This window comes from Neobacillus sp. CF12, assembly GCF_030348765.1.
Lineage (GTDB): Bacteria > Bacillota > Bacilli > Bacillales > Cytobacillaceae > Neobacillus.
Window position 1 is genome coordinate 5,121,984 of record NZ_JAUCEU010000007.1, and the last position, 17,147, is coordinate 5,139,130.

The window sequence follows — 17,147 nt, forward strand, 5'->3', positions numbered from 1 at the left end:
ACAAATAGAAGAGTGAATTACGTCCCAGAGCTTTCTCCGTGAAATTAGAAGTAGCGGTGAACGGATTAAACCGTTAATTTTTCGAGTTGGAGGAATTTATTCCTCAAGCCGGGTGGTACCGCGCGTTATGCGTCCCTGCATTTTTTGCAGGGGCGCTTTTTGTATTATTTTAAGAAATTGGAGGATAAAGAAATGGATTTATTACAAGATTTAGCTTGGCGTGGACTCATCTACCAGCAGACAGATGAAGATAGTCTTAAGGATTTGATTAGTAAGGAAAGTATATCCCTGTACTGTGGTGCAGACCCAACAGCAGATAGCTTGCATATCGGTCACTTGGTACCTTTCTTAACACTAAGAAGATTCCAGCAGCATGGCCATCGTCCTATCGTTTTAGTTGGTGGTGCAACAGGACTTATTGGTGACCCGAGTGGAAAAAGTGAAGAGCGAAATCTTCAAACATTGGAGGCTGTTCAAAAAAATGTCGAGGGGATTCAAAAACAGTTAGCAGCAATTTTTGATTTCTCCGGAGATAATGGGGCTGTCATGGTAAATAACTATGACTGGGCTGGATCAATGGATATAGTAACCTTCTTACGTGACATTGGTAAGCATATTGGAGTCAATTATATGCTTGCGAAGGATACTATTGCATCAAGACTTGAGTCGGGGATTTCATTTACAGAGTTCACATACACGATCCTACAAGCAATGGACTTCAATCACCTTTACGAGAATTTAAACTGTAAATTACAGGTCGGAGGAAGTGACCAATGGGGCAATATCACTTCTGGTTTAGAACTAATTCGTAAAATGCAGCCAGAAGGCGCAAAGGCATTTGGATTAACAATCCCTCTTGTTACAAAAGCAGATGGTACTAAATTTGGGAAGACAGAAGGTGGAGCTGTTTGGCTTGACGCGAATAAGACAACACCTTATGAATTTTACCAATTCTGGATTAACTCGGCGGATGCCGACGTGGTTAAATACTTGAAGTACTTTACTTTCTTGTCACACGAAGAAATCGAAAGACTAGAAAAGTCTGTCCAAGAAGAACCTCATTTACGTCAGGCACAAAAAGCATTAGCTGAGGAAATGACTCGTTTAATTCATGGTGAAGACTCTTTACAACAGGCTATTAAAATTACCGAAGCGTTATTCAGCGGAGATGTTCGAAGCCTATCAGCTTCAGAAATCGAGCAAGGATTCAAAGACGTTCCTACTTTTAATGCTGCTGATACAGAAGGTAACTTGGTCGATTTATTAGTGGCAGCGAAAATTTCTCCATCCAAGCGCCAGGCAAGAGAAGACATCACAAATGGTGCAGTTACCGTGAACGGGGAACGAATCACAGATACAGCTTATGTATTACAAGATTCGGATCGGATTGAAGGACAGTTTACGATAATTAGAAGAGGGAAGAAGAAATATACATTAATTCAATACTAATAAATAGGCCCTTAGAAAATTTCTAAGGGCCTATTTATTGTAGTAACGTCTAGAAATTAATCATCGTCTATTAGTGTAAGGTTAGCATTTGGAGGTGCTGTTATGAAGTTTTTAGTTCATGCTTTTTTTATCATGCTCCTATTACTAATTACCTTCTTTGGGCTCGGTCCAGTTTTATTTGCGGATGGTGTGATTCAAGAGCGAATTTGGACTGCTGTTATCGTTATCATACTATACGCTATACTAGGGTTCTTATACTCAAAAGCGATCCAGTGGATAAAAAGGAAATAAAAAAACCGTGCCATAAGTTGGCACGGTTTTGGAGATTTATCCAGCTTTTGATTGATGTAATTGCTAATTTCTTCGTTTTTAACGCCTACGCTAATTTCTGCCATGGACACCATTTATCACCCCAAATTTCCTCTAGCTTCTGAATTTATGTGGCGACACTCTTGGCTGGGAGGACTCTTCAGGTCACACTACAGGACCGCACCATCTTCTTGGACGATACGAGCCTGGTGATCCTGCAACCTGGTATCAAAGACTGACTTGTTATTGGTGAATAGTTGGTGTCGATGTATCTTGGCATTTAAATTGTCTTGATGAATAGGGTCCTTATTCCAGAACAACCCATTAAAGGGATTGGATTCTGTTAAAGTGTAAAAGTGATTGTGAAGGATTCCACTTAAACTATAGGATGCGTTAATTGAACAAGAGAGACCATAAAAGACGGTCTATTTTTCTTACGAGTAGTCAATATCTTTTTTTAATAAATTTCTTAGTTTTAAAATGAACAGGGTAGTTAAGTGGTCTAATAATAATTGGGGGACGAACTATTAATTATTGACATACTGAATAGACCTAGCTAACTTGGATTTTTTTACTAGGTCATTTGAATATGTTATTATTTAATAAACTATGATTTGGAGGCCAAACCGTAATCATAGTTCATATTGTGTGTAATAAGAAAGAAGATGTTCTTCAAAAGCTTATTCACACAAGCGATGGACGCAACTTTATGACATTTGTTATAGGGTTGCGTTTTTAATTTATCATAATACTCAACGATGTGGTTGTGTCCGAATCTTCTCTTCTTAATCATGTTCTGGATGATTAAAAAGAGTATTTTCCTTAAGTGTTTATTTCCTCGCTTATTAATTTTGTCCTTAAAAAAGGTTTTTCCTGACTGGAATCGGCGTATATCTATTCCTGCATAAGCATTCAACTGCTTGTTGTTTTCAAAACGATCGATGTCTCCAATCTCTGCCAATAAGCGTACAGCTGTATTCGGACCAATCCCAGGAAAACTCAGTATCACCTTGTACTCGTTGCGTTTTTCAGCTAACTGGACCATATCCTCGATACACTGTTCCTTCTGTTGGAGAAGGTCTTGGAACCGTCTAGCGTATGCCCGTAGTTGCTCACACAATACATCTGAGGAAGAAACAGCTGGATAGGATTGCTGGGAGGCTTCAATTAATGCGACTGCTTTCTTTTCTGCGATCGCTGCAGAGATATTTTTATTTGTATTGGCACGTATTTTATTTTTTATAATTGTTTTTGATAGTCCCAGAACAATATCTGGATGTGGAAACAATTGGACAATGTTTAGAAATAAATCAGATTTATTTGTGAAGAGTTTCTCTAGTTCTGGAAAGGTCAACTGAATAACTTTATGTAATCGACTGCGTATAACTGATAATTCATCATCAAGCTCACTATAAAATCTAGAAAGTGATTTCAACTGATGAAAGAGGTTTTCTGTCCCTTGCGTTTCCCTACGGGAGGTTGAAAAATGGGTTAAGGCTAATTGATGCGCATCGCTTTTATCGGTTTTATAAATTCTTAAAGAATCGCATTGTTTCTTAGCCTCTAAAGGGTTTAAAATGCAGTAGGAATAATGGTTTTCCTGCATGAAACGCTCTATTTGCCGAGAATAGACACCAGTTGACTCAAATACAATATTGGGCTGCTCTCCATACCCTTCAATTAGTTCATTAATCCGTTCCTTCAATCTTTCAAATTCAGGTTTGGTGTGTTTAATTTCACCTTCGTAAATACATTTTTTCAAGCCATTATAAATGACCATGTAACTCTTTCCCATACTAACGTCAAAAGCTATCACATGCTTCATTTTGTCCTCCTACAATTCACTTAAATTGAAGACTTCATCTTACACTTATCGATTCCAATTTCTTATACACGATCTCAAGGATCCAACATACTCAAACCTGATTCAAATAAGGTAAGTGAAGAAGGTCTAGTTTTGTTGACGGATTCAAGATCCAAAAAAGACCACGACCTATTCTTCACTTCTACTATATAAAAAATAGTAGTGCTAACCAATGCCTTGGTCTGCACTACTAATCTTAGTATGTTTTGTTCATACTTCAAAAAATAAACTAAACACAGCAGCCGGCCAGGATCGTTTGTTTATGAAATATTTTTATAGAATATTCAGAAAAAAAGCGCTTTCATATTGTGTTTTTTTTCTTTGTATGTTAAATTATCTTTAATATTACATATTGATCACATGTTACTGATACGATCAGGCAGAGTGGTACGGTTGAAAGAATTTCAATTCTTTTGACTCGGTACCCTCTGCCTTTTTTGCGTCTAAATAGAGAGATTAGTAGTAATAATGGTAGATCAATATTATTGAAAATGAGAGGAGATATATTGATGTAGCGGTAAAAAATATTTGCAAGTGTTATTATTTTATGAACCTAAAAACTAAAAAGGAAAAACAAAAATGGAGAAATAGGGGTGGAAAAGTTGTCGATAAGAAAGTTGTTTTCAAAGGCACTATCAGTTTGTTTAGTAACCGGATTATTTGTTCCCCTGAATTTTCAAGAAATCAAAGCACAAAGTAATAATGAAAATTACGATTTTACAGTTTCCCCAACTCCAAAATCTATTGAAAAAACAGGAAATGGATTCCCTCTTAATCCAAAAGTTGGTATAGTTACTGAAAATGATACTGATATAATGGCCGTTCTTAAAGTGAAAGAAGCTCTAAAAAAAGCAGGGGTAAAAACAATCATTGAGAGTGATATTAATAATCCACTTCCTACTACTCCAGTGATAATATGGGTAGGAGAATTTAATGATGAAGCAGAGTTAAATATATTACAAGAAAATGTTGGTTTACAGAATTTTGATATTACCCACAAAGAAGGCTATATTGTCTCTTCAGCAATAAGCAATGAAAATAAAAAAGATATTGTGATTGTCGGAAATGATGCAAGAGGAACATTTTATGGAGCAGAAACTTTCAAACAAATAATTATAGAACGTGAAGGAACCGACTGGATTCCTGAAGTAGAAATTAAGGATTGGCCAACTATGCCGATAAGAGGAACGATTGAAGGATTTTATGGCGAACCGTGGTCACACGAAGATCGATTAAGTCAATTAGATTTTTACGGTAAACATAAAATGAATAACTATATTTATGCCCCAAAAGATGATCCTTATCATCGAGATAAGTGGAAAGAACCATATCCTCAGGAAAAAATAAAAGAAATTGAACAGCTAGTTAAAGCAGCACAAGAAAACCATGTAGATTTCACGTTCGCCATTTCACCTGGGAATACAGTTACATATTCCAGTGATGAGGATTTACAAGCATTAATCAACAAGGCCCAAGCCATGTGGGATATCGGAGTAAGGTCATTTGCCTTGTATCTTGATGATATTAATCCGACTCTCAGATTCGCTCAAGATCGAGCGATGTTTGGAAGAGATATAAATCCACCTGCAGCCGCTCAAGCATATTTGTTAAATCGATTTAATGACCAATTTATCAAAACGCATGAAGGTGCAGAGCGATTAATTACAGTGCCCACAGAATATTATCAAGCGAATACTTCTCCCTATCGAAAAAGATTTGCAGATTTGGTCCAATCAGATATCGTCGTGCAATGGACAGGAATTGGTGTTGTTGCTCCTTCGATTACTTCTGCAGATGCCGATAAAATACACGGTATTTTCAAGCACGACCTACTGATCTGGGATAACTATCCAGTAAATGATTTTGATCGAAATCGTTTGTTCCTCGGGCCATTAGTTGGAAGAGATGCAAATCTTTCTCCTGAACATGGTGTCGTTGGTTTAACGGCAAATCCGATGAATGAAGCAGAGGCATCAAAGATTTCGTTGTTTACTGTAGCAGATTATACATGGAACCCAGAAGCTTATGATCCAAACGCCTCCTTAGAACAGAGTTTAAATGAGTTTGCTGGAGATGCTTCTGAAGTATTAAAAGTTTTTGTAGAATCCTCATATTCTTCAAGTCTAAATAACAACAAAGAACCTTATTCAGAAAAATTAAGCACGCTAATGGAGCAGTTCTGGTCTTCATATGAGGCAAAAACCGTTCAAGAAGGAGCAGATGTGCTTTTACAAGAATTCAATAAGCTAAAAAGCACACCATCCAAGCTTCGGGAAACATTAGATAATCCGAACTTCCTTGATGAAGTCGACCCATATTTAAATAAATTGGAGTTTTACGGTGTCGCTGGTGAAGCAGCAATAAAAATGCTTCTAGCAGAACAGGAAAACAATATCGAAGTTGCTGCGGAGCAAAAAACAATTCTCCAAGATACTATGAATGAACTGGCGAAAATTCCGCAAAAACTAAGCCTGGGTGTCATTCCGAACTTCCTTGACCGAGCACTAAATGGTGTAAATTTAGCGGAGGGAAAAACTGCCAAAGCCTCTTCATCTGAGGTCAGTTGGCTAACACCTAATTTAGCAGTAGACGGAAACAATAATACAAGATGGGCCTCCCTATACACGAATAATCAATGGATTAGTGTAGACCTTGGAAAGATCTATTCTATTAATAAAGTAGTATTAAACTGGGAATCTGCTTATGGAAAACAATATAAAATCCAAGTTTCACAGGACGGTAATCAATGGACCGATATCTATACAGAATTAAATAGTAATGGTGGTAGCGATGAAATTGCTTTTAACCCGGTAGAAGCCAGATATGTTAAAATGCAGGGATTACAAAGGTCAACAAGTTGGGGCTACTCTTTATACGAATTTAAAGTGTTTGAAACACGAAACTTTTAACGGCGAAAATAAAGCGTTTACACACTAGGGTTATTATGGTCCTGTTTTCATAAAAGTTTGATTATTGATCACATGTTACTGATACGATCAGGCATGGTGATAAATGAATGGATAGCTTTATCCGTTTATTGTATCTCCATGCCCTTTTTATTTTTTTACAACTTAAAAAGGGGCATTTAAATATGGGTCAGAAATTCTCGTTCATGTCGGATTAGAAACGGTTTCTTTAAATGGAGAAGGGTTTTGCAGTCAATGTAGGTGACAAAGTTTCCGTCGGGCAGTTATTGATAGAGGTTATAGGGATTTAATTCGAACCAATGCAAAAAGCACAATAACACCTATTATAATATGAACGTAGTAGACCAAAAGAAAATTAAAGTGACTGGAGAAGGGGTATTGATATAGTGGGTACACGAAGCATTCAGGTCATTGTAGAACAATTGTACAATTCGTAGCAGATGAAATTTTAAAAATTCGAAAATAAACATAGTAAAAAAACGCCTGGCCATTCAAGCGTTTTTGATCAGCTTAATGCTTTCTTAATCTTTCAATATGTAGAGTTAAGTATCCGAGTTCATGTTCGGGAAGTTGAATAGCATAAGTTTGCAAAAGGACCAAGGCAACTTTTTTTGCACAGTTGTAAGCAATAGGATATTTAGTTATGAAAATTTTTAGCATCTCATCATCAAACAATTGAAACTTATTATTGCTAATCCTAGAAACAGCATAGCGAAGATGGGTCATTAAACGTTGGTAAGATAGCTCAACTTCGTCTATTTCAATTTTTAAGAATTCCTTGATAATCTGTATTATGTGACTGATAATGACCGTTTGTCTAAGAGTCTGCTTCATGTCACTACTATGTAACTTAGCTGTATGAATATGGAGAGCGATATAGGCTGCTTCATCAACATGCATTTTCAAATTTGTTCTCTTTTCAATATACCTAATTGACCACATTCCAATTTCAAATTCTTTTTTATAGAGAATCTTTATTTCATGCAAAAGCTTGTTTTTAAGATAAATCCCGTCTCTTACTCGTTCAATGGCAAAGGATAAATGGTCTGTCAGTCCTATATGAATATGTTCATTTAATTTTACGCCGAGGTATTCTTCTGCATATGTAATAATCTTTTCTGATATGTCAAAGTGTTCTTCGGGTATTTGGAGCAGTAGCTGTTGGAGTTTGTCATTTTCTTTCATAACAAAAATCTTTTCAATTTTGCTTGGACTAATAATGTCATGTCTCTTTTTTTGAAAAGCGATTCCCATACCTATAGCAATCTTTTCTTTATTGTTATCTGTCACCACAACGGCATTGTTGTTCAGGATTTTTTTGATTTTCAACAAAAACTCAGCTCCTTTGTTACATCTAAATGTGTTAATAGGCTTTTTTTATCATTAAAGAATATTCAGAAACAATAACTATTCCAAATTATAAGTAGGTAATTTCTTGAAGTAAATTGGGGGAATTCCAAAGTAAGGTTATTGATATTTTTTGACATAAAATTTCAATTTAATTATTTTTTTTACTTATTATGTAAAATCAGGTAGAGAAAGACAATATCATATTTTCATTTAGTGTCGATATTTGTATATTCTTATCACCTGATATTAGGGGATTTTGGAATTTTATGTGAAAATATCATTTTAATTTATTTAACCATGATTTTTCACATCTATTTATTTTGTAATAGATGATTTAGAATATTCTATATATAGAACGATTTTGTTTAATTCAGAATATCTGAATGGTACTTTTTAGAAAGCCTCAATTATTAATCATATGATTGACAGGGATAGGAAAAGGACCTATTTTAGACTCGCGATAGATGCAGGATTAGTTAAAAGATTAATAGGTAAGTTTATTAATTGTGAAGTTGAGTATTCAAGTAGAGTCACATTTTTACAAATATATAACACTACTAATTAACTATATAAAGGAGAAATTTGATGAGAAAGATTTGAATAAGAGCTAATAATAATTGATACTTAAAACCTAAAATAAAGAGGAGAATGTAAGTTGAAAAAATTAATAAGAAATAAAATGTTCCCTTTGACATTAGTAATTATGTTACTAACTAATTTACTTCTTAATTTTGGATTAATATTACCTAATAAAGTTAAAGCTGCTCCCAATATTCCTTCCTTATTACCTAAACCTGTAAGTTATATACCCGGCACTGGTCAATTTACTTTAACACCCAACAGTTCGGTATACGTAGCTGGTAATTCTCAAGAGGAAACAGATGAAATTTTTAACGTTGCCAAATTACTTGTAGAAAAGTTGAATATTTCCACAGGATTTAATATCAAAATTATAAAATCAAATAGCCCTCAAGCAGGAAGTATTTATTTTACTACAGTAGGAGGAACTTCTGATCAAGGGAATGAAGGATATAGGTTAGTTACAGAAACTGATAAAGTTACAATTACTGCGTATAAACCTGAAGGTATTTTCAGAGGTACACAAACATTAATACAGCTCTTTCCTGCAGAAATTGTAAAGAGTACAATTGTCACTGAAGTACCATGGGTTATACCTAGTTCAACTATTAATGACAAGCCTTCATATAGTTATCGAGGTCTAATGCTAGATGTAGCTAGACACTTTTTCACAGTAGATCAAGTTAAGCGTCAGATTGATCTTGCATCACAGTATAAGATTAATAAACTCCATTTACACTTGTCCGATGATCAGGGATGGCGAATTGAAATTAAATCCAGACCAGACCTTACAACATATGGAAGCATATCTGCAGTTAATCGTGATCCGGGTGGATATTATACACAGGAACAATTTAAGGATATCATAAGCTATGCAAATGCTAGATTTATCGAAGTTATTCCTGAAATTGATATGCCTGGACATACGAATGCAGCATTAGCATCTATTCCAGAATTAAATCCTACTGGAGTCAGAGCGCAACCTAGGTATGATACAGCTGTAGGATATAGTACACTTATGGCTCGTTCTGAAGCAACATATGATTTTGTTGATGATGTAATAAGTGAACTTGCTGCTATTTCACCTTCACAGTATATTCATATGGGAGGGGATGAATCTCATTCAACTTCTGCAGCAGATTACGATTATTTTATAGGAAGGGTCGCAAGTATTGTAAGTAAATATGATAAGAAAGTTGTAGGATGGGACCCATATGATACTTCAACAGGTATTACATCGAATGATTCCATTCTTCAAAACTGGCATTGTACTCCTACAACTGGGACTTCTGCCATATCAAAAGGAATGAAGATGATATTATCTCCTGCAAATGCTTATATAGATCAGAAATACTACTCTAATTCTCCTTTAGGATTAAGTTGGAGAGGATTTATAAATACAAATAAAGCTTACAATTGGGATCCAACAGATTTTGCTCCTGCAGCTTCTATTTATGGAATAGAAAGCACACTATGGACAGAAACCGTTGTTACTCAGGATAATTTGGATTATATGATATATCCAAGATTAATAGCTAATGCAGAAGTTGGCTGGACACCTAAGAGTATTAGAGACTGGACCGATTTTAAGACTAGACTTTATAACCATGCTTCAAGTTTACAGAATAAGGGAATTAAGTATTTCGCAGATCCTATTGCTTTCACTCCGCCAGCACTGCCAATTAACTCAAAATGGAACATGGATGAAGGTACAGGAACTAGTGCAGCCGATAGATCAGGTAGATATAATGCAACATTATTAAGTACCACAACATCTCTTCCTACATGGACAACAGGAAAATTTGGAAGTGCTGTTAGTCTTAATGGGACTTCTCAATATATAAGTTTGGGAGGCACAGAGATAACTGGAGACTGGACGTTAGGTATGTGGGTTTATGGCAAATCTAATATGACCAAAACTGCTGAGGCACTAGTTAGTGGCCCAACTTCTAGTATTAAGGCTAACCAATGGAATAAAACAGGTAAAGTTGGATTTTCTGTATTTGGAGTTAAAGACAGTACATTCAATTATAAGCTTCCTACTACAAACACATGGGTTCATCTGACCTTTGTTGGCTCTAATGCTGGGACATCACTTTATGTTAATGGTGTACTTTCTCAAACACTTCCAGATAAAATGAATTGTCCAATGTCATATGTGGGAGCTGAAATACAACCTGGAACTGGTTCAAAAACTTCATTCTTTGCAGGTAGCGTAGACCAACTAACAATAGTCGATAGAGCTTTGAGTGCCAGTGAGATTGTAACGTTGACCAAATCACCAATAGCAACTTTAAGTTCAATTACTTTAAATGGAACCCCATTAAATGGATTTGCAGCACAAACAACAGATTACAATGTAGTGTTACCGGCAGGAACAACTGAAGTTCCAACAGTAGCTGCAACTTCATCAGATAGTAATGCAAGTGTAGTAGTAACAGCTGCAAATAACCTTCCAGATACAACAACTATAAAGGTAACTGCTGAGGATGGGACTACAACAAAGACATACAATGTTAATTTTACAGTTGATAAATTGAATGCTGTAACTATTGCTGCTGATAAAACGGAGCTAAGCAAGACAAACGAAGGAACGATTAGTATATCAGGAAAGCTTGAAAGTGGATTGGATGCAGATTTATCAAAAGCTACCATACAGTATAAAAGCAGTAATACAGAAGTATCATCTGTAGATAACAACGGTGTAATAACACCTAATAATGAGGGAAATGCAGTTATTACTGCAATAGTTAATCTATATGGTACAATAATCGAATCAAATAACATCCCAATCGTAGTAGATTATACAGCACCTGTTTCTTTTGCAGAGGTAATTGGAAACGGTTCGAATGATTGGTATAATTCGAATGTAACTGTTACTTTAGGTTCAAATGATAATTTGAGCGGCCTTCACAGTACAGAATACAGAATAGGCAATAGCGGAGATTGGATACCTTATAATAACCCAGTTGACATTAATCAAGAGGGAGCTTATACGCTCGAATTTCGCTCGATGGACAGAGCGAGTAATATAGAAGAGACAAAACAGCAGATTATTAAAATTGATAAAACAATGCCGCATTTTAATCTTACTGTAAATGGTAATAACTTAAATGATGGAGCGTCCTTCGATGACTATTTACCACTTACCTTTAAAGTCGCAGATGATTTATCTGGAATTGATTCAGCAAAAATCAATATAGACGGAGAGGTCTATATTATTGACACTAATACACAGCAGAGCGTAGTTATTGACATGGCAGGGAAACCAGGAAGTTTTACAGCTCTAGTTACACTAGAGGATTTTGCTGGAAACCAATTGGAAACTTCGTTTAGCTTTAATGTCACTACAAGTATTAACTCAATGATGGAGTTGGTAAGCCGCTATATGAATTCAGGTGAACTCTCCGGACCGATAATACCACAGCTTACAAATCAACTTATGCAAGCCCAGCATCAGCTAGATAAGGGGGACTCTAATCATGCAGCTAAGCATCTGCAGGACTTTTTAGACGGTCTTAATAATAAAGCATTAGTTAACTATAGCAGTGAAAAAGCTAAAACAGTTTTGAATGCAGATGCACATAAAATAATAAATAACATAACTTATCCATTCTATTTGATTGCAGCCAAATACAGTTATTAAACCAGTGTCAAGATTTGTATAATATTTTGTCACCAGCTTTTGCTGGTGTTTTTTTTTACGGCAACGAGAAATATTTACATCGCTTTATTTTTAAAAGGTATATTAGTCTTTTCCGACTTTTTAGTGGATTTTAAAAAAAGCCCTTCAATTAGGACGTGCTAGAAACGGATATTGAAACATATTAAGGGTGAATGATCGGCTGGAACAAATGATTTCAGAAAATGAACGTTATAGTAGGAGCATACATGATTATGAACAAAAAGAAAAAGAATAGGAAATATACAGGCAACTTCCCCATATGAGGCCATTATGAATGAGAATGGATTTTGACTTTTAGATTTAATAATTGCATCTTAGAACTAACATTTTCTGAAAAGTAGAAAAAAAGAAATGTCAGTTACGAAATAAAGAGTGTAAATTCGTTCCCCCAATCTAGGTACATGGGGGATGGTCATTATATACTATTAAGGTTGTGAAGGAACAAGTCGAAAATTAAAGAAGTATCGCAAAGTGGAAAATAATCTTTACTAATATACTAAATGTAAGTGGCATATGATTTGCTCTTTGATTCTAAGATTTTTTACATGAAACAGTTTGCGTCTTTCCAATGGGAAGACGCTAATTTGTTTTCCAATTTTGGCAAGAAATATTATTTTTCTACATAATGAGTAAATGTCCAAAAAACCATATACGTTTCTAGTCCTTTTATACATATTTTAATTAGTTTATTTTTTGTATTTTCGCAATATTATATTAATTATGTTTATTTCCCCCCATTTAAAGAGAAAATACTCCACTAAAAATATTGATTTCGACAAAGATATAAATATTTTTCCTGATAATAACTTGAAATTCTACTTTAATATTGTTTATTGACAATTTTTTTAATCGAAATTTTTAATATATAAGTCTATCGAACTAGTCTTTATTCCCCCAATTTACCTTTATTTATGTTGTATGTACAATTTTACTAGTATGTATTTACTAAAAATGATAGTGAATTGTAATTTTATTAAATTACTAATCTCATAAAAGTAGCAAAGTTAATTACCAGTTGAAGGCATTTAAAGTCATGACTACTGCAGTTGTAACATCCTTACTTCTTTCAACATTCACAGTTTTTGGGATATAATTTGTTCCTTTCATTGCAATTCTACCAAATTGGTAAGAAAGATTACTCGTTTGAAGAAAGGAACAGTGGTATATATAAATTTTTTAAATACGTCGTTTCAAAATTTTTCTTGCAGAAATTTTGACGCTGCTGTATTTGAGGGGTTTTTTGACACAAAGCATGAGCATTTTCAAATGGAATTTTACTAAGTCTAGTATTCTAAATTTTTGATTTAGCCAGTGCGTGTGTCGAAAAATCAACATTTTTCCAGAACTACTATCTCTCAAAGTAAGGAGGAGGTTAGAAGAGAAAAAAGTAAGGAATTGTTTTTTATGTATGGTTAAATTTTATTTTAAAGTCATTTTCAATTAAAAAAATGAATTAATTACGAGGGGAGAAAAAATTATGAGTAATGTAAAAAAATCACATGTATTCAAAGTGATGCTTGCAACATTATTATGTACGGCAGTCATATTTGGTACTCTAGCAAACGCAAAAATAGGATCAGCAGCTGTTTCAAAAAATAAATATAGCTATGCTGAAGTTATCCAAAAATTTTCTAATAATGGTGAACAAGGTCAAGTGAAGCAATATATCAAGTTTTTGCAAGACGATACGTATAAACCAAGCATTGCAAATCCAAGCGTTTACATGCCTAATTTGGATAACGCAAATACATTTGTAAATAAGGACTTTACTGTGAAGCCTTCTATTTTCCCTTCACTTCGTGGAGTGAAAACTTCCGTACTTGATGCATCACGCACTTATTTGTGGATTGGAACAAATGATGGTGTAATCAAAACAAATCTTAAAACGAAAAAAGTAGAAAGTTTCACAGCGGCAAATGGCAGTCTACTTGATGATAAAGTTCTTCTTCTAATTGATAATGGCCATGAAGGTGTGTACGCAATTACTGAGACAGGGGTAACGGAACTAAAATAGTTATACATTGAGATCTGATGAAAAATAGAAATATTGAAAATATTCTCAAAAAAAGGGGAAAAAATTATGTTGAAAATGTCTAAGAAGATTTTAGCAGTTTCCAGCATAGCGGCGATGCTGTTATCATCACCAGTTTCTACAGTGGTACAAGCTGAAACGCCTGCTGGTGCAAAGTATAAGCCTGTACAACTAAGTGCAGTACGCACTAAAGAAATCTCCTACTACAAAATAGGTGATACTGCTATTCCAGCAAGCCTAAACTGGGTTACAGATAAAACAGCCCTAGATTTTATTCCAACTACAATTGTTGGTGATGTGAATTCCGTTGTTAAAGATGCAGACAATGTCTATTGGATAGGAACTCAAAATGGATTACAACGTGTTGATTTCACTGAGAAAGATGCACGCGATATTGTACAGTACATGACTGGGCCAAGATACCTCTATGGTGGAGATGACAATGTCCTCTCACTTGCTGCTGACGGAGCAGGTGGTATTTGGGTGAAAAATAAACTTGGGGTAACGCATATTGCAATGCCTAAAAGAACAATGAAACAAAAAGCTGATTTTTATGAAAAATTGAATCAAACCGTAAATGATCGTCGTGGAATGGTTGCATCTGCTCCGTTTACATTTACTGATTCAGGAAAATCTTATGTAGATTACAACTCACCTTCTGGATCCTTTGTTGGTAGGCCAGCAACAAGTGATAACGATGGACTTTGGACTGCAATGTATGCACTTGGAGAAATTTATCGCTATAACACATTAAAAACTGAGTATGGTGAAAATCCAACAAACGCTCAAAAAGAAGAAATCGTTGCGGCTCGTGATGCAGCAACAAGAGCTACTAAAGCTGTACTTCTATTAAGTTATGTTTCTGGTCGTGACAATGGATTCCCTGCGAGATCTTATAATTTAACAAGTGAAGCAGCAGCAGCTACAACTGGCGGTACGGATTATGGGTACCAATCTCAAAATGGGTTCTGGTTCCACAGTATCGTTGACGGATCGACCAATCCAAACGGTATTATCCCAAGCATGCAAAGAAAAGATAAACAGCCAATAGGTTATTCGATCGTACGTGTTACAAATGATGCGATGACAAAAATTGGAGATCAGCTTTATGCTTCGGGAGATCCTTCGGATCCAATGAGCTATAACGGTGTACAATTAAGTCAAGCAGCAATTAACGAATTGAACAAAACTCGTCCAGATGGGCAAAAATTGGGTACTGATATTTATATCTTAGACGAGGATGGCAATAAACATGTAATGCCTGTCATTACCCAAGCTTCAGTTAATGACCCTAATCACACAGCAAAAAATGATAGTACAATAAACGAAAATAATAAACCGGTATTCCAATTAACCGTACCGATTTATGCAAAAATCCCTAAGATTTTTAACGACTTATTCCCTGCAAGAGCAATCGCTGCAGATGGTTATGTTGATCAAAACCAAATTGTATACAAAGCTGATACTTCATCAGACGAAGTAGATGGACACTATGCAGTATTCTTTGCAGCATACACTGTTTTATGTGATGATTCAACACCTGAATTAAAAGCTCTTAAGCCAATGATTGCTGAAATTACACATAAAATGACAAATCTTATTCTGAAGGATAAAAATTATTTTATTGAAGATGCAACTGGTAAAGGAACACAATGGTCAAGATGGACATCTAAGTATTTCAACGATAATATCGGTGAAATGGAAAAACAACCTGAATGGAGTTCAAATGTAGGTATCTATGATACCAAAGACGAAGCTCTATCTTACGGTTATGAGGATGGACCACTTAATGCACTTGAGGTTATGGCAACGTTGAAAACAGCGATGACTGTAACAAGTAAAGACTATCCAATGGATCAAAAAATGTACCAAGATGCTTATAATCTAACATTTGATTCAAGTTATAGTAAGGAAGAGCCTTACGTGAACGGAAAAGGTTACATGGGTATGGCGCTTGAGTACATTAAACGTCGTGAAGTACGTCAAGCAACTCATGCTTTCAACATTTTAAAGGAACTTGCAACCTATGAAAACGTTTTAGACCTTTACAATGCTAGTATAGATGATTGGCAGGCTCGTTCACATATCAATTCAACTATTCACAATGACTGGACACAGTATATCAATTATTCAGATGAAGAACTTGGTTGGTTCCCAATTTATCAATTGATTTTACAAGAAAAGAATCCTGTGCGTTACAAGCAAATCGTTGACTCATATATCCAATGGTATGAAAATGAAAAACGTGAAGAAAATCCGTTCTACACTTTCTTATATCAGTTAGCTAAACCAACTGATAATTCAGTAAGTATGCAACAAGATATTCAAAGTTCTGTAAGATTCTTGTATAGAACTCAACACGTGAAAATTGGTTTCCCTGTAAGTTATGATAGACAAGATGTTTTCTATATTGAACCAGGCGATAGAGATGGTGCAAAAGCACAAACTAACTATGCATTACCATTAGATGAGCAAAGAATTCACAGAAACAATTCAAATCCATTCGCTCGTGTATCAAATAGTGCTAAGGACTACTCACCAAATGCAAACTTTAATTATAACACTGGTGGCGGTAGAAACATGGACGATGGCGTTACATTCTTACTACCTTACTGGTTTGGACGCAGCTTTGGAATCATCAAAGAAGTAAACTAGCTAGCCAACTATTAAAAAGATTCGACTTTTTCTTAGTTAGCAGGTTTGATCCCTTCACAGAACATCGGTATTAGGCCCTAATATTACCAGGGCCTTTTCTTTTTTTCATTTCGTTCCTAAAAACTCCTGAGGTGACTATTGTTAGTAGGATTTTTAGAAAGGAGTATAAGTCTGTCCACTTGAATAATTTTGTTAAAATTCCCCCCCAATTATTTAGGGGAGAATATAAAATTCTACTAAGCAGTGTAAAAATAAAAAACCCTAGAAGCTGCGTTATATCACGCTTCTAGGGTTTTT

8 protein-coding genes, 1 pseudogene and 1 other annotated feature (1 of these 10 only partly in view) are annotated in these 17,147 nt (G+C 35.2%); of the genes and pseudogenes, 7 read left to right on the forward strand and 2 right to left on the reverse strand.

The features are described from left to right. Nucleotides 1-140 (forward strand) — a binding site (T-box leader); it begins 76 nt to the left of the window's first position. Nucleotides 141-192: 52 nt separating this feature from the next. Continuing rightward, nucleotides 193-1,449, forward strand: coding sequence for a tyrosine--tRNA ligase (gene tyrS / locus QUG14_RS24445; RefSeq protein ID WP_289343062.1), 1,257 nt, complete (start codon nt 193-195; stop codon nt 1,447-1,449). 102 nt (nt 1,450-1,551) lie between these two features. Beyond that, a complete protein-coding gene (locus tag QUG14_RS24450; protein WP_289343064.1) occupies nt 1,552-1,740 on the forward strand; it encodes a DUF6954 family protein in 189 nt (62 codons plus the stop codon). Between the two features lie 625 nt (nt 1,741-2,365). Here the strand turns inward: QUG14_RS24450 and QUG14_RS24455 are convergent. Continuing rightward, nucleotides 2,366-3,583 carry an IS110 family RNA-guided transposase gene (locus QUG14_RS24455; RefSeq protein WP_289341392.1) on the reverse strand — a complete coding sequence of 406 codons (1,218 nt, stop codon included), beginning with the start codon at nt 3,581-3,583 and terminating at the stop codon, nt 2,366-2,368. A gap of 641 nt (nt 3,584-4,224) precedes the next feature. Between QUG14_RS24455 and QUG14_RS24460 the strand changes: the two genes are divergently transcribed. Both QUG14_RS24460 and QUG14_RS24465 read left to right on the forward strand, forming a co-directional pair. After that, nucleotides 4,225-6,531 carry a glycoside hydrolase family 84 protein gene (locus QUG14_RS24460; RefSeq protein WP_289343065.1) on the forward strand — a complete coding sequence of 769 codons (2,307 nt, stop codon included), beginning with the start codon at nt 4,225-4,227 and terminating at the stop codon, nt 6,529-6,531. 184 nt (nt 6,532-6,715) lie between these two features. Continuing rightward, nucleotides 6,716-6,880: pseudogene (locus tag QUG14_RS24465) on the forward strand (PTS glucose transporter subunit IIA); the annotation flags it as partial. 179 nt (nt 6,881-7,059) lie between these two features. On the opposite strand, the gene QUG14_RS24470 reads toward QUG14_RS24465, so the two are convergent. Continuing rightward, the gene (locus QUG14_RS24470) at nt 7,060-7,878 is read right to left on the reverse strand and encodes a PRD domain-containing protein (protein WP_289344226.1); all 819 of its coding nucleotides are present in this window, start codon (nt 7,876-7,878) and stop codon (nt 7,060-7,062) included. Nucleotides 7,879-8,554: 676 nt separating this feature from the next. Here QUG14_RS24470 and QUG14_RS24475 point away from each other — a divergent pair. From QUG14_RS24475 to QUG14_RS24485, 3 genes are all read left to right on the forward strand, one after another. Further along, nucleotides 8,555-12,124: a family 20 glycosylhydrolase gene (locus tag QUG14_RS24475; protein WP_289343066.1), complete on the forward strand. Its 3,570-nt coding sequence runs from the start codon at nt 8,555-8,557 to the stop codon at nt 12,122-12,124. Nucleotides 12,125-13,640: 1,516 nt separating this feature from the next. Continuing rightward, the gene (locus QUG14_RS24480) at nt 13,641-14,177 is read left to right on the forward strand and encodes a hypothetical protein (protein ID WP_289343067.1); all 537 of its coding nucleotides are present in this window, start codon (nt 13,641-13,643) and stop codon (nt 14,175-14,177) included. Nucleotides 14,178-14,243: 66 nt separating this feature from the next. Further along, nucleotides 14,244-16,850: a hypothetical protein gene (locus QUG14_RS24485; RefSeq protein WP_289343068.1), complete on the forward strand. Its 2,607-nt coding sequence runs from the start codon at nt 14,244-14,246 to the stop codon at nt 16,848-16,850. Nucleotides 16,851-17,147: the final 297 nt, after the last annotated feature.